19 protein-coding genes are annotated in these 25,411 nt (G+C 52.1%); 2 read left to right on the top strand and 17 right to left on the bottom strand.

Annotated elements, in window-relative coordinates:
* Positions 1–279: 279 nt before the first annotated feature.
* The 8 genes from J2T14_RS11425 to J2T14_RS11390 form a co-directional block, all read right to left on the bottom strand.
* The gene (locus J2T14_RS11425) at positions 280–1,020 is read right to left on the bottom strand and encodes a GTP cyclohydrolase II (protein WP_307470861.1); all 741 of its coding nucleotides are present in this window, start codon (positions 1,018–1,020) and stop codon (positions 280–282) included.
* 90 nt (positions 1,021–1,110) lie between these two features.
* On the bottom strand, positions 1,111–2,889 hold the full coding sequence (locus J2T14_RS11420) for a glycoside hydrolase family 2 protein (protein ID WP_307470859.1): 1,779 nt from the start codon (positions 2,887–2,889) through the stop codon (positions 1,111–1,113).
* 36 nt (positions 2,890–2,925) lie between these two features.
* Positions 2,926–5,391: a family 43 glycosylhydrolase gene (locus J2T14_RS11415; protein ID WP_307470857.1), complete on the bottom strand. Its 2,466-nt coding sequence runs from the start codon at positions 5,389–5,391 to the stop codon at positions 2,926–2,928.
* A gap of 6 nt (positions 5,392–5,397) precedes the next feature.
* Entirely contained in the window at positions 5,398–6,234 is an 837-nt protein-coding gene (locus J2T14_RS11410) for a carbohydrate ABC transporter permease (protein WP_307202986.1), read from the bottom strand.
* Positions 6,235–6,274: 40 nt separating this feature from the next.
* Positions 6,275–7,168: a carbohydrate ABC transporter permease gene (locus J2T14_RS11405; protein WP_307470855.1), complete on the bottom strand. Its 894-nt coding sequence runs from the start codon at positions 7,166–7,168 to the stop codon at positions 6,275–6,277.
* 362 nt (positions 7,169–7,530) lie between these two features.
* A complete protein-coding gene (locus tag J2T14_RS11400) occupies positions 7,531–8,592 on the bottom strand; it encodes a GntR family transcriptional regulator (protein WP_307470850.1) in 1,062 nt (353 codons plus the stop codon).
* A gap of 130 nt (positions 8,593–8,722) precedes the next feature.
* On the bottom strand, positions 8,723–10,108 hold the full coding sequence (locus J2T14_RS11395) for an ABC transporter substrate-binding protein (RefSeq protein WP_307470848.1): 1,386 nt from the start codon (positions 10,106–10,108) through the stop codon (positions 8,723–8,725).
* 316 nt (positions 10,109–10,424) lie between these two features.
* Entirely contained in the window at positions 10,425–11,177 is a 753-nt protein-coding gene (locus tag J2T14_RS11390) for an SDR family NAD(P)-dependent oxidoreductase (protein ID WP_307470846.1), read from the bottom strand.
* A gap of 279 nt (positions 11,178–11,456) precedes the next feature.
* On the opposite strand from J2T14_RS11390, the gene J2T14_RS11385 reads away from it, so the two are divergent.
* Positions 11,457–12,785 carry an FAD-dependent oxidoreductase gene (locus J2T14_RS11385; RefSeq protein ID WP_307471929.1) on the top strand — a complete coding sequence of 443 codons (1,329 nt, stop codon included), beginning with the start codon at positions 11,457–11,459 and terminating at the stop codon, positions 12,783–12,785.
* A gap of 151 nt (positions 12,786–12,936) precedes the next feature.
* Here J2T14_RS11385 and J2T14_RS11380 read toward each other — a convergent pair whose 3' ends face one another.
* The gene (locus J2T14_RS11380) at positions 12,937–13,908 is read right to left on the bottom strand and encodes a glycoside hydrolase family 43 protein (RefSeq protein WP_307470844.1); all 972 of its coding nucleotides are present in this window, start codon (positions 13,906–13,908) and stop codon (positions 12,937–12,939) included.
* A gap of 272 nt (positions 13,909–14,180) precedes the next feature.
* On the opposite strand from J2T14_RS11380, the gene J2T14_RS11375 reads away from it, so the two are divergent.
* Complete coding sequence (locus J2T14_RS11375; protein ID WP_307470842.1) at positions 14,181–15,098, top strand: ArsR/SmtB family transcription factor; 918 nt, start codon at positions 14,181–14,183, stop codon at positions 15,096–15,098.
* Between the two features lie 37 nt (positions 15,099–15,135).
* On the opposite strand, the gene J2T14_RS11370 is transcribed toward J2T14_RS11375, so the two are convergent.
* The 8 genes from J2T14_RS11370 to J2T14_RS11335 all read right to left on the bottom strand — a co-directional run bounded on the left by J2T14_RS11370 (position 15,136) and on the right by J2T14_RS11335 (position 25,409).
* Positions 15,136–16,554 carry an alpha-L-arabinofuranosidase C-terminal domain-containing protein gene (locus tag J2T14_RS11370; RefSeq protein ID WP_307470840.1) on the bottom strand — a complete coding sequence of 473 codons (1,419 nt, stop codon included), beginning with the start codon at positions 16,552–16,554 and terminating at the stop codon, positions 15,136–15,138.
* A gap of 84 nt (positions 16,555–16,638) precedes the next feature.
* Positions 16,639–18,114 (bottom strand): LamG domain-containing protein, encoded by a 1,476-nt coding sequence (locus tag J2T14_RS11365; protein WP_307470838.1) that lies wholly within the window; start codon positions 18,112–18,114, stop codon positions 16,639–16,641.
* 53 nt (positions 18,115–18,167) lie between these two features.
* Positions 18,168–19,148 carry a carbohydrate ABC transporter permease gene (locus tag J2T14_RS11360; protein ID WP_307470837.1) on the bottom strand — a complete coding sequence of 327 codons (981 nt, stop codon included), beginning with the start codon at positions 19,146–19,148 and terminating at the stop codon, positions 18,168–18,170.
* 5 nt (positions 19,149–19,153) lie between these two features.
* Complete coding sequence (locus J2T14_RS11355; protein WP_307470836.1) at positions 19,154–20,032, bottom strand: carbohydrate ABC transporter permease; 879 nt, start codon at positions 20,030–20,032, stop codon at positions 19,154–19,156.
* Positions 20,033–20,034: 2 nt separating this feature from the next.
* The gene (locus J2T14_RS11350; RefSeq protein WP_307470835.1) at positions 20,035–22,422 is read right to left on the bottom strand and encodes a DUF5696 domain-containing protein; all 2,388 of its coding nucleotides are present in this window, start codon (positions 22,420–22,422) and stop codon (positions 20,035–20,037) included.
* Between the two features lie 9 nt (positions 22,423–22,431).
* Positions 22,432–23,049 (bottom strand): YIP1 family protein, encoded by a 618-nt coding sequence (locus tag J2T14_RS11345; protein ID WP_307470833.1) that lies wholly within the window; start codon positions 23,047–23,049, stop codon positions 22,432–22,434.
* Positions 23,033–24,532, bottom strand: coding sequence for a hypothetical protein (locus tag J2T14_RS11340; protein WP_307470831.1), 1,500 nt, complete (start codon positions 24,530–24,532; stop codon positions 23,033–23,035). The genes J2T14_RS11345 and J2T14_RS11340 overlap by 17 nt, the downstream gene beginning before the upstream one ends.
* A gap of 13 nt (positions 24,533–24,545) precedes the next feature.
* Positions 24,546–25,409, bottom strand: a complete 864-nt coding sequence (locus J2T14_RS11335; RefSeq protein ID WP_307470829.1) for a carbohydrate ABC transporter permease — start codon at positions 25,407–25,409, stop codon at positions 24,546–24,548.
* Positions 25,410–25,411 lie beyond the last annotated feature (2 nt).

Genomic DNA, 25,411 nt, shown 5'->3' with positions numbered 1-25,411 from the left:
TTGATTTCTGTGCTGTTAATTCCAAACCAATTTTCGTGCTGTATTTCTATTTCACACTGGCGCGGTCATCGGAGCCGCAAGGACGGAAGAGAGGTAGGGCTTCCGTTGTTCTAGGATGCGTAGTTAAGCAACTAAGAGTACATTTGCTGTTTGCTGTTAACATGGGGATTCCATACGACCTGTCGCTCGCGCATAGGTCCGGTTAAATATAAGCAACAACTAAGGGCTGTTCCGCTAGCAGATTCTCTGCTGGCAGGACAGCCCTGTCCAATTTTATAATCAATCATTCGGGCAAGCCGAAACCGTGGTCAGATGCCCCGACCGGTTCACCTTCGTATCCAAGTAGCGCTCGTTGTGCTGGGATCGATCACCCCATAGCGGGATGAGCTCCGTTACGCTTAGTCCCGCTTCCTGCATCGCATCGCGCTTGCGAGGATTGTTCGTAATAAGTGAAACCGGCTTCGAGCGTAGCGCCTGGAGCACCCGGATCGCATCGTCATAATTGCGCGCATCGTCGGCGAAGCCCAGCTTCAGATTGGCATCTACCGTGTCGTAGCCCTTCTCTTGCAGCAGGTAGGCCATCGCTTTGCTGAATAGGCCGATGCCCCGCCCCTCGTGATTAGCCAAATAAAACAATGCGCCGGCACCTTTCTCTACGATTCTGCGCATCGATTCATGCAATTGGAATCCGCAATCGCAACGTTTGCTGCCGAATATATCGCCGGTATGGCAGATGCTGTGCATCCGGATCCAAGCCTCGTCCGCATGCTCGAAGTCGCCGTACACGAGTACGCTGGACTGCTGCATCTCAGCAAGGTTGATAGACGATAGCTTTCTAATAATCTGCTCCTCGTCATCCAGCTTCTCATCGCAGCTCAGCCAGCAATACCACTGAAAGATCGCTTCGTCCTCGCCGAGACGAACCGGTAGACGAATGGGCCCGACCAAATAAATCATTCCGGTGTCGTTCTCAATCGCCTTGATTTTATGATCCAATATCGCTATCGCTTCGTTATACATAAGGCTGCTCTCCTGACTGGTGCATAATAGACATATGACCTATTATGTTCCTCAGACTTAGCCAATATGCCGGAATCGAATTAACTTTCGTTACAATGCAGGCGCTTCTCCGGTATTCAGCTTACGGTAAACCTCGAGCGGCAGCTTCGGTTCTCTGTTGAATCGCAACAAGCCGTTCTTCTCCTGCTCGACGTCGGTCAACTGCGTATAGCAATAACCCTGCAACCCGCCTGCAGCAAGTACCGGCCTCATAACAGCGGTAAGACGCTCCAAATAATCTTGGTCATCCTTCGCAGCGGAATAGCCCCAGCCGTCGCTTTCGTCCTGAATGTACGAAATACCGCCGAATTCGGATAATTGAACAGGCTCTCCATTGTATGCAAAACCCGGCAAAATGATTTTCCTGCCTTGCGGATCGCACCCTACGGAAGATTCCGGAGTTGCATACCTGCTGCGCAATACCTCTTCCTTGCTCTCGTAATCATGAATCGTATAAATATCCGATTTCACATGCTCCCAGCCGTCATTCGATATAACGGGGCGCGTATCGTCCAGCGACTTGGTCAAATAGTACAAGGCTGAAGCGTGATGCTGCTGGCGCTTGTCGATCAATATATTCGGCGTGCCCCAGCTTTCGTTAAGCGGTACCCAGACGACGACGCAAGGATGGTTGTAATCGCGGTGAACCGCTTCCTGCCATTCCTTCGTTACACGTTCGACGTATTGCTCCGAGAATTGATACGCGTTAGCCATCTCGCCCCAAACGAGCAAGCCAAGTTTGTCGCACCAGTACATATATCGCGGATCTTCGATCTTCTGGTGCTTTCTCGCTCCGTTGAAGCCCATTTGCTTCGTCAGCTCGACGTCCTTCCGAAGCATGTCGTCGCTCGGAGCCGTAAGCACGCCGCCGGGAAAATACCCTTGATCAAGTACCAGCTTCATATAATAAGGCCTATTATTCAAGCAGAGGATGCCTTTCTCGATCGAGATTTTGCGCATTCCAAAATAACTGCTCACTCGATCGATTTCCTGATCCTCGTCCAGCAACGTAAATTCAACGTCGTATAGCTGAGGCTTCTCCGGCGACCACCAGCGGCCAAGCCCGTGATCGTTGAAGTCATGCAGCTTAATCGATACTTCCTCCTCGGATGCCATGACGCGAATAAGATCTTCTGCAACCAACTCGCCGCCGAACGTGATCTTGATGTTCAGGCGCAGGCTTCGAGATGCGTCCGCCTCCGCGATAAAGCTGCGAATATGGATTTTGTTCTGGTCGATATCCGGCGTCAGCCTTACTTTGCCAAGATGCGTCGGGTGGACAGCCTCAAGCCACACCGTCTGCCATATGCCCGTCGTGCGGGTATAAAACACTTGCTCGGACTTTTCTTTCCAATATTGCTTGCCTCTGGGCAGCGTTACATCCTTGCTGTAATCCTGCGCGCGAACGACGATGCGGTTTGCCCCCGAAACATGCATGGCTGCTGTAATATCGGCATGAAACGGGGTGTGTCCGCCCTCGTGGCAGGCAACGAGCCTGCCGTTAACCCATACCTTCGCTTCGTAATCGACCGCTCCGAAATGAAGGATTATTCGCTTGCCGGCCATCGCTTTCGGAATCTCTATCTCCTTGCGATACCATACGATATCGTGGAACGCCTGCTCATTAATGCCGCTCAGCTCGCTCTGATAACAGAACGGAACCTGAATAGTCTTCTCGAAGGGCCCGCCATCCGTACCGCCTGCGAACCAGCCTTCATCGAGGCCTGCATTGGCATCGTCGTATGCGAATTGCCATTCCCCGTTCAAATTAACCCACGTCGACCGCTCGAATTGCGGTCTTGGATACTCGTTTCTAGTTGGATAATTCATGTTTCCACTCCAATTCCGGTGCTACTTGCTCTACCTTTATTTTTTTATTGGATGAATGCTCATATTAGCGAATGACATCGCCGAATGTTCCGATCTAATGCCGATCTTGCCGTGAAGGAACGGCTCCGGATCCGTATGAGCGATAAGCGGCTTAGACGATCCGTCCAAGAATACTTCAATGCGTCCGCCTTCTGCCGTTACCTTGAAGGCATGTTTTCGGCCCGCCTCCAGCGATACCGTCTCGCTTGCAAGCGGATAAGAGTCGTAATTCATTCGATTAAGCGTGATGATAGACGACGAGATGCCAATGTAGTAGCCCATAGCCGCATCCTTCACTTGATCGGGATGGTAGGACTCGTTCGTGGCGCGGACGTAAATACCGCCTCGATCCGATTGATCATTTAACAGAATCTCCGTTTCAAAAGCATAGTTATCCCAATCGTCGTCTCCCGCGAACAGCATATCGTCATCGATGCCGCTGCCCGTATAAGTCCCTTCGCTGCTGCCGAACATACCGAACAGGGATTTCGCCGAATCTCCGTCCAACGCTTCATCTTCCACTGGTCGCTTCGCTGCGAACAGCTGGAATGATTCAAGCTCGATCGAGCCCGCCTTCAACTTCACTTTAAGCTCGTGAAAGCCTTTTGGAATGGTAAGCGTACCGATACGCAGCGTAGCTGCGCCCTCGCCAAATGCCGCATCATCTGCATCGATCGTCGTCTTGACCGCTTTGGCCCCGTCAACGGACCATTCCAGCACGGCGTCTGTATCCGGCTTCTTCACCGTTACGGCAATTCCGTAGGGACTATCTTTCTTCGTATTTATCTTATACTTGAGCCAATCTCCGCTATCCTGCAGCCGTACGGAATAGCTGCCATCCTCGGTCTTGCCAATCCGGACGCCGTCAGACTTCCGGTACTCGGCAGCGGCATACTTGTTCCCGACATGATATCCGCGATCTTCGCCTTTCAAATAATGAACCGCTTCGATTGCTCCCGGCAGCGGCTTATAAGCCTCGAAATCGCTGCTTCCGTCGGAATCGTTGGAGAATGCCGTATATTCATAGACAGGTTTCATGTCCTCGGAGGACATATATCCGATCTTTCCGCTTCTTGCGCCGGAAGTTTCCGCTTCAAGCTTCTTCATCGTATCGAAGAAGACAAGTACTCTGCCCTCCCGCTGCTCGACTCGAATCGTATGAAGCTTCGAGTAATCGAAATCGTCAGGCAATGACGCCTCAGCCGCTACCTTCGCCGCGCCTTCTTCAACGATTAGCAATTGAAGCGTGTCGTTCGTCGGAAGCAATCTAACAGACGAGTAGTTATCCGCATCCTTATAGGCAAATACGGCATCGGCACTGTTCTTATTGGCTAGCCCTGTTTCAGGCGTTAAGCGAAAATTGTATTCCGCTATGAAGTTTTCTGCGGTTGAAGCTTTGCTAAGAATCGTATTCGCATCAGCCGAGTCCCACTGCTCCTCCGGCATGTTGTCCGTTAGCCAACCATATAGCGCAGGCATGGCCGGCGCAGGTTGTTCATGGTCATGGGTTGCCCCTAACACGACAAGCTTGTCACCGTTATAGGCAAGCCGGTCGATATTCAGTTCGCGAACGGGCGGGCCCTCGGCGGAATGGCCGACCAGATTGTGATACGTTACATAGTAGGAATCCATATCGGGTCCCAGCACCGTAGCGCTATGTCCAAGACCCTTGAAAGTTTCCTCCGTGTTAATGATGATCGGATTGTTGGAAGGGATCGCATAGTCGCCGAACGGGCTGATCTTGGACGTCGCGTAATTGACGCGGTAGCCGTTACTGAACACATGGTTGCCCGTATACGTCATGTAATACAAGCCGTTCCGCTTCCAAATCATCGACCCTTCCGTCCAATGGCCAAGGAACGCATTCGTCGTAACGCCGATGTCGATCGTGAACGGGTCCGGCATCTCATGCGCTACGATGCCTTGCGTGCCCGCATTCGTGAAATACCATTTGCCGTCGTCGTCGATAAATACCGAGCCGTCAATCGTTTGACCCAGATTATCCGTTTCGACGGTGAACGGACCAGTCGGATTGTCGCTCCGGAGCACGTAATGCCCTTGGCCGGCGGGCGACGTATATAAATAGAAGTTGCCGTTCCAATAGACGACCTCCGGGGCATACGCGCCGGTCGTTATTTCCGACTCGGTTACGAGACCTTCATATTGCCAATCGACCAGGTTATCGGAGCTCCAAGCCTTTATTCCGGGACGCCAATCCTTGGTGCTGCAATATAAATAGAATCTTCCGTTGTATCGCAGAATGTAAGGATCGCCTATTCCGTAATCCTCCCACTCGCCATCCAGCTTGAATGAATTCGTGTACACTTTTGCATCCTCCTTCAACAATTCGACCTTCGACACCTCATCCGCTTGGCAGGCGACCAGCGCCAGAATGATCGTAGCGGTGAATATTGCAGCCTTAATCGATAATCTCCAACCGAAATGCTTGGTCCGAATTCGCATGATAGGCTACCCCTTCAACCCGCTGATCGCAAGCGACTCAATGAAATAACGCTGGCAGAAGAAGAAGACCAGTATGACCGGAATCATCGAAATAATCGATGCTGCCATAATAACCGGGAAGTTGGACGAGCCCATGTACTGGGATTGCATCGATGCGATGAGAACTTGAATCGTCTGCTTCTCGGGCGTATGCAAATAAATAAGAGGTCCCATGAAATCATTCCAGATGCCCATGAAGCTTAACGCCGCTTGTGCGGCAATTGCAGGCTTCGCTACGGGCAAAGCAATCGTCCAGAATGTCCGGAAGAAGCCGCTCCCGTCCAGCTTGGCCGCCTCGACCAGCTCCGTCGGAAGCCCGCCGGCCAAATACTGGCGCAGGAAAAAGACGACCACGATATTGCCGAACAATCCCGGCACGATGAGCGGCAGCAAACTATCGACCCAATCGATTTCCGAGAAGCCGATGAATTGCGGAATCATGACTACGGAATAAGGAATCATCATTGTACCAAGCAAGGCCAGAAAGAGACCGTCCTTGAACGGGAAGTCGATTTTGGCGAAAGCATACGCAGCCATCGTCGAGGTCAATAGCCCAATGCCAAGTACGAAAATGACGATAATGATACTGTTCAAAAAGCCGTTCAGAAGCGGCGAATCGTTCCAAGCGGTCACATAGTTGTCGAACGTGGCCGGGTCCGGAATCCACTTGGGCGGAATCTCGAATACGAGACGCTGATTTTTCAAGGAGGTAGACACGGTCCACACGAACGGCGCAAGCATGACGATTGAGCCGATGGCGAGCAGCAGGCTAACCCATTGGTTCGTTAATTGTTTTTGCTTCATATCTGATCAAACTCCCCTCGCTAACTATGACCGCAAAAATTTAATCGTTGTACACCCATTTTTTCGATAACTTGAATTGAATGAGCGTCACGATAAAGATAATGAGGCCGAGCACCCATGCGATCGCGCTGGCATAGCCCATATTGAAGTACTTGAACGCATTTTCGAAAATATAGAAAACGACTGTCGCTGCGCTGTATTCCGGACCGCCGTCACCCGCCAATACGTAGATTTGGCTGAATGACTGGAACGCGCCTATGACGCCCATGACGATCACGAAGAAGTGAATATTCGTAAGCAGCGGAATCGTGATTTTCCATAGCTTCTGAAACGCATTCGCTCCATCCACTTCCGCCGCCTCGTAATAAGAGGTAGAGATCGATTGAAGCCCCGCCAGATAAAGCACCATCGTACCGCCGACGCCGCCCCACACGCCCATCAAAATCATTGAAGGCTTGATCCAATCCGCATTGCCGAGCCAGTTCGGCCCTTGAATGCCGAACCAATTCCAAAGCGTCTGGTTCAGCAAGCCGAAGTCCTGGTTCAATATCCATTGCCATAGAAGCGATACGGCAATGATCGGGGAAATGACCGGCAAATAATAGATCGTCCGGTAGAACGATATGCCTTTAAGCGGCCGATTCATCATGATGGCCAGAATCAAGGCGAATACCATACCGATTGGAATGCCAAGCATCATGAAGACGGTATTGTACAGCGACTTATAGACCTTCTCATCCTGGAACACCTCGACGTAATTGTCCAAGCCGACAAATTCCGGAGGCGTAACCAAGTCCCATGAGGTGAAGCTCAGCCACACGGAATATAGCAGCGGTGCAACCCCGAAGATGAGGAAGCCGAGCACAGGAGCTGCTACGAACAAATATGCCCACGCGTATTCTTTGCGGATATAACCGGGTTTACGTTTTTTCATGCGTACACATCCTCGCTACTCGCTATTCGTAAATTCGTTCAACTAGTTATTCCCTATGACGTAAAGCTCCTGAAGCTTCGGCGCCAATTCCTTCGTCCATGCTTCGGCCGTCATTTTGCCGTCCCATACTTTGCCGGCCTCTCGCCACGTACCGGCCCAAGCTTCAAAAACCGTTTTATTCTCATTAAAAGTTGACGCCTCCTTTGCTTATGTGTGAATCGTCGCAATCGCCTGTAAGCGCTTCATTCCTTACATTCATTATATTTTATATTGTTATATGTTTATATACTAAATATAATATAAAAAAAGTACCTCTAAGCCGCTGTTGAACGGCATAAAGGTACTTTTTCCATGCTTCTCGTTTAGGTTCTCTTATTATTGAAGGTTACAGGAACGACGATACGACGAGGGTCGTATTCACCTTGCAGCTGCGCATGAAGCAGCTCGACCGTTACCTTGCACATTTCATCCTCGTTTTGCTGAAGATGCGATACGTCTTGAAAGTCTGGACGATCGAAGCAGACAAGCTCAAGCTCGTCCGGCACAGCCTTGCGCATCCGTTTCGCAGCATAGTAGGCATAATTGGTTAACTCGACATTGACTACGAACGCCGCCGTAATTGCCGGTCGCTCGCTCAGGAAAGCTTCGATGATCGTCTGTGCGTTGCCACCCGAAATATCCTCTATTCGAAGCACGCACCATAAGTCTTTGTCTATCGGCAGCTTCCTGGCCATATAGGCTTTCTCGAAACCGACAACTCGCTCCTCGGTAGCTGTATTCGTTATTTCCGGCGTAATAAGCGCAATATGCTCGTGGCCGTTGTCCAACAAGTAAGAAATCGCCTGCTCCGTTCCCGTCATATTGTCCGAGCTGACGCTATAGGTGCGTATTTCCTTCAAGAACCGGTCGATAAGCACATGGGGGAATTTATCGAGCGACAATCGCAATATGCTTTCATTATAGCGCTCCTCCTCGGTCGGAAAAATAATGAGCCCTCGAACGCCGTCATTCACCATCGCTTCGATTGCCGCGCTTTCCTCGGCTTGCGATTCTCTCGTAATTCGCACGTGAAGGCTGTAGCCGCTAGCCGTTACGTATTTCTCGATCGAATCCAATATTTTCTGATCAACCTTTGTCTTCATGCACGGCAGAATGAGGCCAATTGCTCCTCTCTGACTCGCGTTCTCCATTGTCTGCGCCGACTCGCCCTCTTGTCTGACGAACGTTCCTTTGCCTTGCACGCGTACCAGAACGCCTTCATCCGCTAATCCGATCAATGCGTTTTTGCTCGTAATTTGGCTGACTCTATATAGTTCGGCGAGTTCCTTCTCTGACGGCACCCGATCTCCCGGCCGCAGCTTTCCTGCTTTTATTTGGCCTAAAATATCGACTTGAATCTGCTTGTATAATGGATGGTTTTTCATGCCGCAGCCCCAATCATATATTAATATACTCATCATACTAAATATATTTGCAGTTGTCAGCATCAATGCGCAACAAAGAGGCTGCCTTCGGACATGTTTCCCGGGTAGGCAGCCTCCTCACTAGAAGACTTTATTTGTTCCCTTTGTCGTATAGCTCCTGAAGCTTCGGCGCCAATTCCTTTGCCCATGCCTCGGCCGTCATTTTGCCGTCCCATACTTTGCCGGCCTCTTGCCACATCGTATCGATCCACTTCGTATCCTTCGAGCCGAATTCGACCGGCGGATGTCCGTACTTCTCGATAACGTCGAGGAACACTTGGCGGTTCGCCGGCGCTTTGTCCATTTCCAGGAATTCGCCCTTCGCCATATCGACCAGATTCGGCACGGCTTGACCCAGCTCATAGTTCTGTTTCTGCCCTTCCGCATCTAGCGCCAAGTATGCCGCTAGATTGAACGCTTCCTGCGCATGCTTCGATTTGCTCGACACCGCATAGCCCATCGATCCGAGCCATGTGCTCGCCTGTCCCGTCCCCGGGTTCACCGGCCATGCCGCGATATCCCACTCGAAAGGCAAATCCCAGAAGCCCGGCTGATCCCAAGGACCCATCGGGAACATGCCCACCTTGCCCGCCACGAAGCGCGAATACGCATTCATCGCTTTCTCGTCCTCAGGCGATGGCGTAATGTTATGCTTCAGTCGCAAGTCCGCCACCCATTGCATCGCGTTGTAGAATTCCGGCTGATCGATCTTGATCGTACCCGTCGCGTAGTCGATGAAATCGCCGCCGCTCGCCCACACTGCGCCTTCCAGCGGGAAGTTCGCTCCGCCGTAGATGTCCGTTTTGCCGTCGCCGTTCTCGTCCTTCGTCAGCTTCTTCGCCGCTTCGATCCAGTCGTTCCAATCCCAACCGCCGACTTCGGCCGGCGGCAATTCGACGCCCGCTTCCTCGAACATCGTCTTGTTATACGCCATCGTCCACGGGCCTACGTCCTTCGGCAGGCCGTAGATGTCGCCCTGTCCAAGCAGCTTGCCGTCATACCGATAGCGGTCCAGCGCCTGCTTCCATACATTGCCTTCCTGGAACAATTCCGTCGTTTCCAAGAACGGCTGCAGGTTCTGAATCGTGCCTGCCTCCGCGAACTTATAGAACTGCGGGCCCGATACGTAGAACACGTCAGGCGTCTTGCCCGATGCGACCAACGTCGACAGCTTCTGGTTGTACTCCGCCGGCGGGACGCTCGTATATTCCACCTTTACGTTCGAATACTTCGTTTCGTAAGCCTTGATCAGCTTCGCGAATATTTCTTTCTCCTGCGGGCTGCCATGGCCCATGAACGAAATCTTTACGTTTTCCTTCGGCGTTTCAGCTGAATTCCCTTCGTTTACCGCGTTGCCCGACCCGTTGTTCCCTTTGTCGGAACCGCTTCCATTATTATTCGAAGAACATGCCGACAACAGTAGTCCCATACAAAGGATAAGAACCAAACCGAGCTTCATCGAACCCTTTTTCATCATTTCTTGACGCCTCCCTTTTTTCGTAAATCACGAATTGCAAGCGCTTCCCTTATCGCTCCTTCATTCTATTTTATATTGTTATAATTTTAAATACTGTATTTAGTATAAAATTATATGGAACGATTTAAATATCTATAATTCATTTCCAACAATCTTATAACAGCGGTAAGTTCCGCATATAAGCCTACGAGTCTTATTGCAATGAATATTATGATCTATTTAGTATATAAACAAAAAAAAAAGACCAACCGTCAGTCTATCCATTTGTGGATTAGCAGTCGGTTAGTCTTCCCATTAGCCATGCTTACGCATTCTCTTATTCCTCATAGATCATTTTCCGCGTCATTCCGCCGTCAATCGTTAAGCTTGTGCCGGTAATGAAATCGTTCTGAGGATTCGTTAAGTAGAGGCAAGCCCGCGCGATATCGTTAGGCCGTCCTACACGCTGCGACGGATGCTGGGTATGATCCTCGGGACGAAGCCGGCTGTAATCGCCGTTCTCGATCCAACCGGGGCATATGGCATTCACCGTAATGCGATCAGGACCAAGCGATACCGCAAGCGCATGGGTAAGCGACAAAATGCCTCCTTTGGAAGCGGCATAAGCCTCCGAGTTCGGCTCGGACATCATCGCTCTCGTCGACGATATATTGACGATTGAACCGCCGCCGCCAACGCGCATCAGCTTCGCCGCTTCCCTCGCGCATACGAACGTCCCGCGAAGATTCGTGTTGATCACATCGTCCCATTCGTCCAGTTCCAGATCGTAAGGCGGCTTCCATATGCCGAAGCCCGCATTATTGATGACGATATCGATTGTCCCCAACAGCTCGCCGATCTGTTTGACCAAGGCTGCAATCTGCTCCGGCTTGCTCATATCCGCTGCATACCGGTGGGAATCGAATCCTTTCTCCCGCAGTAGATTTGCCGTCTCCTCCAGTTTGTCTTCCAGCTTATCCGTAATCACGACAATGGCGCCTTGCTGCGCATAGGCAAGCGCGACCACACGTCCGATTCCGCCGCCTGCTCCCGTAATGAGAACGACCTTCCCCGTGAAAGTAAATTCCATTTTGTCATGCCTCCTTCTGTCCGCCTTGCAACACTACCTCTTATTTTAAACAATTCAACGGCCGCAGCGCCAATCCAATCGGTTTGAATATGAAAATTATGTTTGTGAAATTTGTCACAATTTATTCATTGTCATTTATCCGCTTAACGAATATGATAATAGCAAGAAGTGGTTGTGAATGTTTTCACATTATACAGATGGTTGTGAATTTATTCACAACGTTAGCGAGCTTCCCTAAGGGAAGTCTGCACTCATACAAGGAGGCGTTTGAAAATGTCGATGAAAATTGTTGTTGTTGGATGTACGCATGCCGGAACTGCCGCTATTACGCAGATAGCCCGTCTCTATCCGGAGGCTGCTATTACCGTTTATGAAAGAAATGACAACATCTCGTTCCTATCGTGCGGAATCGCACTTCATGTTGCCGGAATCGTAAAGGATGCCGAGCAGTTGTTCTACGCTTCGCCCGACCAGCTTGCCGCACTCGGCGTGACGACGCATATGCGGCATGACGTGCTTGCCATCGATACGGACGCCAAGACGATTGAGGTTCGCAATCTCGCTACCGGCGAGCCATTCGTCGATACGTTCGACAAGCTCGTAATGACGACGGGCTCGTGGCCGATCATCCCGCAGATGGAAGGCATCGGACTTGAAAATATCGAGTTATGCAAAAACTACCAACACTCGCAGACGATCATCGAGAAAGCGAAGCATGCAAAGCGCATCGCCGTTATCGGCGCAGGCTATATCGGCATCGAGCTCGTGGAAGCGTTCGAGGAGCTCGGCAAGCAAGTGACACTGATCGATAATATGGATAGGGTATTGTTCAAATATTTGGATGAATCGTTCACCGCTATCGTGGAAAAGCAATTCGCGGACAAAGGGGTTACGCTTGCGCTCGGACAGACGGTAACGTCGTTCACCGGGGAAGACGGACGCGTAACGAGGATCAATACAACCGCCGGCGAATACGAGGCCGATCTCGTCGTCCTCTGCATCGGGTTCCGTCCGAATACCGAGCTATTGAAAGGGCAGGTCGACATGCTTCCGAACGGCGCGATTATCGTGGACAGCTACATGCGTACGAGCAAGCCGGACATTTTCGCCGCTGGAGACAGCTGTGCCGTGCATTATAATCCGACTGGTCAGCACGCCTACATTCCATTAGCTACGAACGCCGTAAGGATGGGTACGTTAGTCGCGCGAAACCTCATGAAGCCAACCGTCCGTTACCTGGGTACGCAAGGAACGTCGGGCATCAAAATCTACGATTACAATATCGCTTCGACCGGCATGACGGAAGCGGCTGCCCTTGCTGCGGGATTGAATGTGAAAAATGTCACAATCGAAGACAACTACCGTCCCGAGTTCATGCCTACCTACGAAAAGGTGATGCTCAAGGTTGTGTATGAAGCTGAAGGTGGCAGAATCGTAGGCGCGCAAATTTTATCGAAGGTCGATCTGACGCAAGCGATCAACACGCTGTCGGTATGCATCCAGAACGAAATGACGATGGATGAGCTAAGCTTCGTCGACTTCTTTTTCCAGCCGCATTACAACAAGCCATGGAACTTGCTGAACCAGGCAGGACTGCAAGCGATCTAATCCGCTTGGCATGCAAGAATCCATTACAGCAGTCAAGCTTGCCTCTCAGTGGCGTTCCATCCTGCAAGAATCCAACCTAACTGCTGGCAGAACCTTCCCTATCAAATAATAATGGCGGAACAAGGATTACCTTGCACCGCCATTATTTCATTTACGCATTGTCAGCCTGCGGCTTGCCGAAGTCCGGCGTGCCGTCGCTGCGCCACTCGATCGCTTTGGCACGCGCATGACGGTTCGGATCGAACAGCGGATCGCCCGCAATTTCCTTGTAGCTGCGTGCATGATAAATCATGATGTCTTGCGTACCGTCCTTCGACACGGTGAAGCTGTTATGGCCCGGGCCATACTGGCTCGCATCGGGATTGCTGGCGAACACCGGCTTCTCCGACTTGATCCAAGAAGCCGGATCGAGCAGATCGCTCGTCTCGGAGGCAGTCAGCATGCCCATCGCATAGTTATGATCGGTCGCGCTCGCCGAGTAAGTCAAGAAGATCCGACCGTTGCGCTTCAATACCGCAGCTCCCTCATTCACCAGGAAGCCGATTACTTCCCAGTCGTATTCAGGCTTCGTAATGCGAACCTGCTCGCTTCGGAGCGTCCAAGGATTATCCATCTCCGCGATATATAAGTTCGTGTTGCCTTCAATCTGCGGATCCTTTTGCGCCCAAACCAAATATTGCTCGCCGTTATGCTCGAAGCTCGTCGCATCTAGCGAGAAGGAGTCCCATGCCGTCTTGATTTCCCCCTTCTCTACCCACTGCCCCTCGAGCGGATTAACCGCATCGTTCTCAAGCACGTACATCCGGTGCGCGAAAGGCTCATCGTCCCTTCCTGCCGCGAAATAGATATACCATTTGCCCGCTATATAGTGGATTTCCGGCGCCCATATGTTTCTGCTCATCACGCCGTTCTCATGCTTCTGCCAAATATCGGTTGCCGGCGCCGATGTAAGCCCTTCGATTGTCGTTGCGCGTCTTAATTCAATGCGATCGTACTCGGGTACGGAGCCCGTGAAGTAATAATAACCGTCCGTATGCTTAAGCACCCATGGGTCGGCACGCTGCTCGACTAGCGGATTACGATAAACCGTCTGCAAGTTTCCAATCCCTTGTCTGTTTTCCACTTTAATAGTTCCTCCAGTTCGATTCCAACCATTTGTTTATAAATATGTTAATCAATTAATATTTTATATAATAACATAGAAAATGTGTTTGTCAATTTACCTATTTACATATAAAATATAAGTATTAAAGATGTACCGCAACGGTGATTCGACATTTTATTTTCGTCCCATTAGACACTCTCGCATCAGTCATCCTATGTGCTTTTGTCTGATGTTAATCCGAAAACAAATTAATAAATCGCTGTTCACCAATCTTAGAGTGGAGTGAAGTAATGAAGATCGATGTAACAACGACGCACCTGCCGATCTATGAAGCTCTGGCCAGCGATGTTCGCCTGCGCATTATTCAATTGCTCTCGCAGCAGGACATGAACATTAAAGATATCGCTCAAGCCCTGGAGCTGAGCAGCCCGATCATTACGATGCATGTGAAGAAGCTGGAGAAGGCGGGAATCATCAGCTCCGAGATGATATCGAGCGGCGGCGGCACGAAGAAGATGTGCAAGCTGATCACGGATAGCATTGAAATCGATTTCCCGTCCAAGAACCGCGCCGCTTTGCGCACCTACCATGAAACCATAATCTCTATCGGCCATTATACCGACTTCGAGGTAGAACCCACATGCGGATTGTCGACTACATCGAAAGTCATTGGCATGTTCGACGAACCGCGGTTTTTCCTTGATGCCGAACGGATCAATGCCAAGATACTGTGGTTCACGAGCGGCTTTATCGAATACAAGGCGGCCAACTTCCTGCTCAAGAGCGAGAAGCCGACCGAGCTTGAAATATCGTTCGAGATTTCCTCAGAGGCGCCCCATGCAAACGAGAATTGGCCTTCGGACATTAGCTTCTACTTCAATGGTGTCAGGATTGGCATTTGGACAAGCCCCGGCGATTTCGGCGGAACGAAGCGAGGCAAGTTCACTCCCGATTGGTGGTGGGATGCCGTCAATCAATACGGCTTGCTGAAACGCCTTAAGATCAATAACCAAGGAACGTTTATCGACGGACAGCAAATATCCGACGTAACGCTCGATCAGATCGACGTAACGAACAAGAAATGGAAGTTCAGAATCGCCGTAGAAGAGGATGCCGAGAACGTTGGCGGCGTTACGCTATTCGGTTCCGGATTCGGCAATTACAATCAAGACATCGTAATGCGCCTATATTACGAAAGAAATGAATAGGAGAAACACGGCCTAAGCCGTATATCTCCTATTGCTACTATCGAACGGTCTTCAACCTGAAGACCGTCACCGATTGCTTAGGCAATTCCAGCGTAAACGTATTCGTCAATCCCTCAATCCGCTGCTGCTCAGGCTTCACGAGCAGTGGCTGCCCGAACGAATTTTTCGCCAGCAAATCCGCACTCATCGTTAGCTTTGATCCTTCCAGCCCACTTACGCCCTTCACCTCGACCATTGCCTTGACGTCATACGTTGCCGCATTTACAGCCTTCAGTATAAGCTCTCCCCTAAGATCGTCTCTTCCAGCCAGCCAATAGAACGGTTCTTGCCACCGCTCTGCATCATCGTTATGAACCTGGCTTCGGCCAGCTTCATAAGACTTGCCGCTGCGAAGCTTCACTTCAGCCGGCAGCACCACGCTTGCTTTGTTGACGCCGAATAGCTGCTGCACGTAGTAGCTTGGCGTACCGTAGGCCGAGCTATTATTGAACCAAATCAAGTCAGGCGACCACTGCGCAAAACCTTCCTTGCCGAATAACGGAGCGTAAGAAGCCATCGCCACGACATCGGAGTTGCGTTCAAGCCCGATCATGAATGCCGCTTCCGCAAGCGCCGCGCCGAAGCTGTTGTCCCGATTGCCGTTGTGGGCGGCATATTCGCCTACGAATATTTTCGGCCCGCTTCGGTCATAGCTGTCGTAACGATTCGTATTGTCCAGAAACCAATCCGGATTCATATAGTAGTGCTCATCTACAATATCTGCAGGCTGTGATCGTTGCCAGCTCCGTGCATCGTTGAAGATCGCTCCGTCAGGGGATGGCCCCGCCGAGAAAATCAGTTGAATGTCGGGGTACTTCTCCTTCAGCGCATCTTTGAACCTTTCGAACCTGACGAAATATTCCTGCCCCCAATGTTCGTTGCCGATCGCCAGATAATGAAGCCCAAACGGTTCCGGATGACCGCTCTCCGCACGTTTTGCTCCCCACTTGCTTGTAACGGGACCGTTCGCATACTCGATCAGATCAAGCGCATCTTGTATATAGCTGTCCAGCTCCTCCCATGGAGCCACATCCGACTGTCTGAATTGATCGCCCATACCAGCGTTGACGACGGGCAGAGGTTCTGCCCCGATATCCTCGCTTAGCAAAAAATACTCGTAGAAGCCAAGGCCGTAGCTTTGGTAGTAGGACGTATTCTGCGCCGTACCGCCCCACATATTCGCATTCTGCTTCCGCCCGGCCGGATCGCCGATCGAGTCTTTCCAATTGTATCGGTTGCCTATGCCATCGCCGCCGACAATGCTGCCGCCCGGGAAGCGGACGAACGACGGCTTGAGATTAGCCAGCATCTGGACTAGATCGGCACGCAAACCGCCAGGTCTGCCCTTCCACGTCGATTGTGGGAAGAACGACACCATATCGACGCTTAATTCGCCGACGCCAGACGCGATAAGCACAAGCCTGCCGTTATCGGCAGCTGCGGTTGCTGTGATCCGCGCCGTCAGCTTGCGCCAATCCGCACCGATCCCGTCAACTTCCGCTTACCCGATTCGCTTGCCATCCTCCGTCTCAAGGACGATGGATAGTTTTGAAATGGCCTCGCCGCCGCTTCTGGCATAGACCGATAAGTCGTACGTTGCTCCTTGCTCGATCGCCAGGCCTCCGAAGCCTTCGTTCACGACTGCCACCGCATCGCCTGCAGCGGGCGCATTAATCTCCATCGTCAAGTAGTGCGTATTGTTGCTATTCAAGGGTTCGCTGTCCAACACCGCCAGCAAGCCGTCTCCCGCGCCTTCCGTTCGCAAAGCCCAATTCCATAGCGGGTCGGCGAACTCAAAGGAGCGATTCTCGATCAGCTCCGCGTATACGCCTCCGTCGGCAGCATAGTTGATATCCTCGAAGAAGATGCCGTAAAGCGTTTCGCTGACGGGCGCGCCTTGTTGATCCACGGATGCATCAATCGTAACCGCGTAATCGACGACTCCCTCTTCCCATACTAGCAATGGAACGGCCTTCGCCGCTTGCGCCTTCCCTTTGCTAATTGTTGCTGTCAACGTGACGCTCCGATCACCTTCGCCTTCTCCCGGCCTAGTAACAGCTCCTTCTATGCTTACCGCCTTCTCATCGTCGGTCATCCACATAATGGAGGTTCCGCCCGGTCCATCCTTGGGAAGATTAAGATCTTCTACAACGCGATCCGTGCTTGGCAATGCCAACCAATCCGAGACATAGGCGACAGCCTCTTCATCCGTCATGCCGGAAGTAAGCTGGTCGGCTATTTCATCGGCCGTCAACGCTTTGGCATACAAGCGCACCTCGTCAATCTCCCCCGATAAGTACGGATCGACGTCATACTGGGATTTGCCGATATAATAGCTGGTTGTACCTGCCATATCGCTTGGCTTGATCGAGAGCTCGTCATTGCGCGCTATCTCGCGGCCGTTCACGTACAGAACGCCAGTGCTTCCCGCCCAGGTGAAGGCGATATGCGTCCAGCTGTTCAGCTCCAGCTCCGTGGTCGAATGTATGATCTGCTCTCCGCCGCCGTTCTTGATCGCTACCTTCACTTTGCCCGATTCCGACATCGGCGTCAGGAACAAGTAACGATCTTGTCCGTTGCCGAAGTCGAACAGCCGCTGCCAAGTTCGCAGATCGTCTGCTTTCATCCAGGCAGACAGAGTCAGCTCCTCTAAGCCGCCTAATAACGCGGTTGGCAGCTCCACGTAATCGCCGGCTCCGCCGAGCCGATAGCTTGCGCCGAACTTGCCGTCCGATTCGAGCGATCCGCCGGTTTTAAGCCCTTCGTTCTCATGTCCGCTTGCGTCCTTAGCATCTCCCGCGTCAGCCGCATCCTCGTCGAACGAGTAACGCAGCATGAGCGAATCCAGCGATTGTCCATATAAGGCAGCGGCATGATTCCCCTCTTCCTTATGCAACCGTGCGTTCAGCAGCACGGCAGCTAGGACAACCGCGGCAATTAGCGCGCCGCAAGCTGTCCACCCCCACTTGCCTCTCAAGCCGTATCACGTCCCCATTTATCGTTCAGCGCAAGTCGACAGCCAGCCATCGCTTATTCGCCGGCGATGCCTGCGCGTTCCACGCTCTCAACGAAATAACGCTGCGTGAACAGATACAAAAGAAGAATCGGAAAGATCGTCAGCATAACGGCCGCCATAATTTGATTTTGCAGCGTAGGAGCAAGTCCGAGCGTACCTTGCGAAATGGAGGACGCAGCCTGCTGCATCTCCAGATTGGCGTTGCCGTTGAAGAAGGCCATATTTTGCGCCAGGTTGAAATATTCCGGAACCAGCAAATACAGCGTTGGCTCGAACAAGTCGTTCCAGTGCCATACGACCGAGAACAGGAATACGACGAGCATGGCCGGCTTCGCCAGCGGGAACATAATCGTCCAGTACGTGCGGAACGGGCCCGCGCCGTCGATGCGCGCTGCTTCTTCGAGTACGTTCGGCAGCCTGCTGTAGAACTGGATAAAGATGAGCACGAATAGCGCGCCCTTTAAGCCGTGGCCGAGAATCGCCGGTACAACGAACGGCAAATGCGTATTGACCCACCCTAAGTCAAGAAACAGCTTGAACAGCGGAACGACGAACGTTTGCGGCGGCACCAGGAACGTAAAGACGACGAGAGCCAGGAAAATCGCCTGTCCCGGGAAGCGGTACCGCGCAAAGCCGTAGCCGATAATCGAGCAGCTTAACACCTGCAAGATGGCGCTGCCGAACGAAATAATGATACTGTTGACCAGACCCTTCCAGAAGTTGATCGCATCCAACGCAATCGAATAATTTTGCAAACTGAATTTTTTCGGTATCCATTGAATCGTCGCGTCAGCCACGTCCTCCGGGCGCATCAACGATTTGGAAATCATATAAAGCAGCGGGTACATGAATACGAACGCCAAGCTGAGAATGACGAGGTAGAAAAAGACCGTGCCCAAAATGCCGCGGCTGCGCTTGACCCACGTAACCTTCCAAGCGTCCTTCGCCTTACTCTGCAGCTCCGTATATTTGCTTGCCAAGCTAGTTGTGTTCATAGTCTCTACCTCCTGCCTTCGGTAGCCGATAAGCTTCTGCGGAAGATGAAGAAGACTATCGCCAAAATAATCGAAATGACAATGAAATAAATCCAGCCCATCGCGGAGCCGTAACCGTAGTTATTCGACCTGAACGCGATATTGTTGATGTATTCCATAATTTTGTTGTCCGGCTTCGTGAACGAATTGACGATACTGTACAGCGTGTTGACGAACAGCATCGGCATAATCATCGGGAACGTAATTTTCCAGAAGCTTTCCCATTTCGTCGCGCCGTCGCACTTCGCCGCCTCGTACAAAGACGGGGAAATCGTCTGCAAGCCCGCGATAAAGATCAAGATTTGCACCCCGGAATCCCACATGACCATCGTCAGCGAATCGGCGTATTCGAGCAGCGGCTCCAATATATCTTCCGGAATGAACGCGTTCAGCTTGCCGAATAAATCCGATTGATAGAAGATCGGCAGCTGGGCGGCGCCTTGCTCCAGCAGCTCGCGCAGGATTGCGCCGGACGCAATGATGACCGGCAGGAAGAAGATGCCGCGGAACAGCATCCGTCCTCGGAAGCCGCGGTTGAGCAGCAAGGCGCTCATCATCGAGAAGATGAGAATAAGCGGCACCTGCGTCAGCATATTCGTTACCGTCGTTTGCAGAAACGGACGGAAATCGATATCCGTCGCAAAGGCGGCTCGGTAATGCTCAAGACCCGCATACGTTGCCTTCAGACCGCCCTGCGTCAATTCCAAATGGTTCAATGAATAATAAAACGATTGACCGAGCGGAATGAGCATGAACAGTAGGAAACCGATAATCCAGATGGAAATGAAGGAATAGCCTTCCAGGATGTGACGCCCTCTCATTGAGAGCTTAAACTTTTTGCCCATGACTAGTTCCCTCCATTCCGCATCGCATAGCCCGCCGCCGGTACCGTGACGCCGTCAACAGTCGCATCCGACGCGCCGTAGTTGACGATAACTTGCGTTCCGTTTCCGTAAGTCGTTCTATATACAGCGTTGCCCAATTTCTCGTGATCGGCAATATGTTGACCGAGCGTTGCCGTATAAATTTGCTCCAGCTCTTTGTATTCCTGAACCGAGCTGTCCAGCCACCCCGTATACTCCGAGCTCCACAGCCGATCTTCCATCGTCCGCTGCAGCTTGGAGGTAGGCTCGTACGTCAGCTCGAGGCTTGGAAGCGCTCCGTATTCCACCATGCGCAGCAGCTCGTTACGAGCGTCTTCGCGCAGATTCGCCGCGCCCGCCGTATACGGCACGAGGCCGCGAACCGCGATTTGGTAGAACGGAACCGTTTCGTCGTTGTAGATGAAATGGCTCGAATCGAGCGGCGCGCCGACAATCGAATCGACATGGCCGAGCATGTAGCCGAAACCGTAGTCGACCGAGGCGCCGCCGGTCGTCTCGCGAACCGCATTCGTCGCTTCGACCCAAGCCGAAGCCGTCTTTTCGCGCGGAAGATACGCTTTCGTATCCAAGTCGGAGTACAGCGTATTGCCCCAGTAAGCAAAATGAACGCCGCTGACGCCAAGCTTCTTATAGTCATCCAGTTCATTGTTCAAATGCTCGCTGATGACTCTCTCCGGCTTCATCCAGTAATAGGTTCTGCTGTCGCGGTTCCATCTGCTGCCGATGTAATAGTCGGTGCTTACGGCAGCCTCGCGGTCCATGCCGCGAATGGAATCTTTATTTTTGCTCATGCCGTCGCTTTCCGAAAAAGCTCTTGCATAGTTGGCTTCCAAATAGAGCGTTACGCCTTTGTTAGCGGCGTAAGCGGCCAGTTCCTTCAGCTCTTTGGCGCCGCCAAGCTTCTTCTCGACCGGGAAGTGGTCGGGCTGATCACCGTAAATGCCGTCCTGCGACCATCCTGACAAAGTCAATTCCAGATTGCTTACGCCTTTTGCCTGGAACTCGTCGATAATCTTGCGCGCCTCGTCGAATGTCGTCATCGCGATAAACGTGTTGCCGAGCACCTCGTCGCGCAAAATGCCGCCGAGCAGCTTCACTCTGATCGGCGCGGCCGTTTGCTCGGCCGGCTTCACGCCTTGCTCTTCTTTCAGATAAGCGCCGTATGCTTGAGCCATGCCGACGTAATCGGCCTTCTCATCCTGCAGCAGCACGTAGCGGAGCTGGCGGTCGCCCTTGATCCATTCGCCTTGGAAGAACGGAATTTGTCCCGACGTTCCGATGAATATAATATCGTCCCAGCGGTATACAAATTCCGTCGACGTCCGATAATAATCGATAGCCCGAATGCCGGATGGCGTTCCGTTCACCTTCGCGTCGTATTGCCCCTTCGTTACGATGCCGAGCGAGCCGATGCCGTTGCGGTAATTGCCGAATACCGGCAGGGCGATGCTTTCCTTCGGCGAAGGCTGCTGACGCCATATTTCCTCGATAATATTTTCGTTCGTCCGCGACAGGTAAGCGGGATCCGCTCCGTAAATGACTTCGGAATAGCCGGCAAAATATTGAGGATGAGTCGCTTTGTACGTCATCAATGCGCCGGATCCGTCCGGCAAGAACAGCGCGCCCTCGTCCGTGCTCGCCGCCGCGTTCCAGAACGGAAGCGGCTCGATGCTGACGAATCTCGCTTTGCCGGTTTCCTTGATCGAGTCCTCGGGAACCGTGACCTCGAATCCGTCCTTCAGCAAACGGTAGACGACAACAAGCTCAAGCTTTTCCTTTACGAACGAAAAAGTAACCTTCGCTCCGTCCTCCAAATATTCGATGGCCAGTTTGTTTTCCTTTTCCTTCGCCAAATAAGTCTGAACGGTATCGACGCCTTCCGTATACTTGATGTGTACGGCCGCGTCCATAAATTTCTTGTTGTTAGGCATTGTCGTGCGCGGCACTTGCGGCGTACCGAGCCATTCCTTCTTCGTCTTGTTGTCGACGAGGCGGATGTTGCCCGTATCTTCATCGATATACATCGTCAAAGCGTCGTTTGCCGCAATTTCCTTAACGGCCGTTACCGGATACAGCTTCACTTCTCCCGTTTCGGCGCCTGCACCCTCATCAACTGAGACTGCGGCCGCTTCGGCCGTGTCCGTCGCGGCCGCATCCGCCGGAGCTTCCTCTCCCGCTGCGTCGCCGGCAGCCTGCTCTGCGCTTGCCGCCTCTTCACCGCTTGCTCCTTCGCTCGCCGTTTCTTGTTCCGCCAGCACCCGGATGTCGCCTTCGGAGGACCCGAAGTGAGGGAAGACGCTGACAACGAGCAGAAGTGCAGCCGCGATGAGCCATTTTCGTTGTTTCCTCATTTCGTTCGCCTACCTTCGGAAGTTTAATTCTTTGAACAAATCGACTACAAAGTTAATGAGTTGATTCATGAGACCGAACATCAGAATGCCGACAAACCAAATGATCAGGATGCCGACGATGCTTAGGAACGTAATCCACAGCATTTTGACGAGCTCGAAGTCGTTAATAATTTTCACTTTAAGCAATAGCAGCCAGGCGACCCACACGATCGTCAAATTAATGAGAAAGCTGTAGATCGAATCTTCGTCGAGCGCAATGACATTCGTCAGCAGCGTAACCGGTACGATGAAGACCATATAAGGCACGAATGCGAACGCGCTTCCGACGAATACTTCCTTGAACTTGCCCTCGCCTTCGAGAATCGCGCTGACCGCCCAGTTCGCAACCGACCATGTGAGCCAAGGCACGATCAGCCAAATAAATTCATGCAGAAACGAAATTTCGTAAGGCTCTCTCGTTTCGAACGCATAGCCCGTGGCCAAGATAGCCACCATCCTGGCAATATACGTCAGCAGCATGACGACTGCCGCATCTCTCCATTTGATACGTCCGGGCTCTTGAATGTCATGGAAAAAATCGATCGGGTGCACAAGCACTTGCCGCATCAATTTAAACGTTGCGATCATGGGGCACCCCTTCCTTCGTCAATCCGGCTCCAGCGGTCCGGCGCGCCGACAGAAGCGGCTTAGCCTTTCTCCACAAGAACGGAAGCAAGTAGCGCAGCGCGACGAATAGCGCGATAAGAATCAAGCATATCATGGCAAAGTTGTCGCGAATGTACTCTTTCCGGTATTCCTTGAAGGCCGTCGAATAATCGCCGCGCGACCGGGCCAGCTCGAAATACGTCATAGCTTCTTTATAATTTTCAGCTTTGTACAGTGACTTGCCGATAGCAAGATAAGCGAGGTCGAAATTGGCGTTGTAATGGAGCACCTCGTTCCACATGCCCTCCGCTTCCTTGTAGCGTCCGTCAACGAACAGCCTCGACGCGTCGTGCACGAGGTCGGCGAACGGCGTCGTGCGGAACATATCGACACGGTTCCGGCCTTTGTCCACGATGTATACGGTGCCGCCCTCGGACTGGGCAAGGGCGGAAGGCGTTACGAACAGGCCGTTTTGATTGCCGAGCCCGCCGAAGACGAACAGCAAGTTGCCAAGCTTGTCGTACTGATACACTTTGCTCGATTGCAAATCGAGCGCGGTTATCACGCCGTCTTTGTCGACGGCGATATCAAGGAACGAAGGCACCGAGAACGGGCCCGCGTCGAACCGGCCGCCGTATCTACGCTCGCCGATATTAAGCGTATCGACGCCGACGGGCGACAGCCGCTTGAGCTGATTCGTTTCCGTACCGAGCGTAGTCGTATAGATGAAGCCTTCGTTATCCTGCACCGCGTTGGAAAATTCGAGCGGCTTGACGACGGCAAGCTTCGCCTTTTGCTCGTCGGTTGCAATCAGCTTGTCGATCAGCCGTTTCCAGCTGAAGCCGACATGGTTCGCTCCGTAAAACCCTCTGAATTGGCCGTTCTTATCGATTTGGAGCAGACCTTGCGTATTGCCGTCGCTGACCACGTACATATAGTCGCGTTTGTCGACAAGCAGCTTCGACGGCGAATAAGAGAACGTTGCGCCGAGCAGCGGATTGTCCGGCTTGCCGTACGCTTTCACGAACTTGCCGTCTTGATCGAAGATCGCTATTCGTTGATTTTTTGTATCCGCGACGTAAATCGTGCCGTCCTGCTTGACGAACACGCCCTTCGGCTCGTTCAGCATGCCGTCGCCTTCCGCGTCGCCGACGATTTTGATCACGTTGTTGTTCTTGTCCAGGTGAACGATTCGGCTGTTGCCCGTATCGACAACGAATACCGTGCCGTCCTCCGCGATAAAAACATCTTCCGGAGCGGAGAACGCCCCCGAAGCAAGGTTATAGCCGTCGATTGAACCTTCGTATACATAACCGTTTATCGAACGAACGTCTTGACGGAGATTGTTGATCGTATATCCGGTATAAGGCGTCGCCGCAAACGTATGAATCGGTAAAGCTAACAGCAGCATCAGTAAAGCCATAGCCGTACTGACAACGTATCGGAATTTGAAAACATGCTTCATCCCGGTTGTCCCCCTACTCTTTCAGACCTGAATGCGCCATCGTCTGCAGCACCATGCGCTGTGTAACGATAAAGACGATAATCGTCGGAATAATCATCAGCAGACTGGCTGCGGCCAGCGTGCCGACGCGCGCGACGACGCCGTATCCGCCGCTGATTGTCTGTATGGCCAGCGGCAGCGATTTCATATCCTGATCGGTTGTATATACCATCGCCGGATACGGATCGTTCCAGGCAGAAATAAAGCTGAACAGCGCGAAGGTGGCAATGGCCGGCTTCAGCATCGGCATAATGACGACCCAGAACACCTTCCATTCGTTAGCGCCGTCAATGCGCGCCGCTTCCAGCAGCGCATCCGGAATTTGGCGCAAAAATTGCGTCATCAGAAACATGCCGACCGGCGCCGCCAAATACGGCAATATCATCGCCCAATAAGTATTGACCAGACCGATCTTGCTGATGAGCAAATATTGCGGAATTTGCACGACCATCGGCGAGAACATGATCGCAAGCACGATCAGATTGAAGATTCCGTCGCGAAACGGCATCTTATGCTTAGCCAGCGGATACGCGGCCATGGCGGAAATCAATATTCCGAAGCCGACAATGCAGACGCTGACGAGCATGCTGTTGAATATAAACCGCGAGAACGGAACGCTTGTGGTACCCGTTATGAGCAGCAAATCGCGAAAATTGACCAAAGTCGGATTGTTCACGAAAAACCGCGGCGGAAATAGGAATAGCTCGCTCGTAGGCTTAAACGCCGTGGAAATCATATAGACGAGCGGAGCAAGCATCAGAAGACCGAACAATGTGAGGAACAGATAGAGGAAAATGCCGCTCCAATCTATTCTCCTGCCTTTTACCGCGCCAGTCATCT

It is taken from the genome of Paenibacillus harenae (assembly GCF_030812415.1).
GTDB lineage: Bacteria > Bacillota > Bacilli > Paenibacillales > Paenibacillaceae > Pristimantibacillus > Pristimantibacillus harenae_A.
This window is presented reverse-complemented; position numbering and strand designations above follow the sequence as displayed.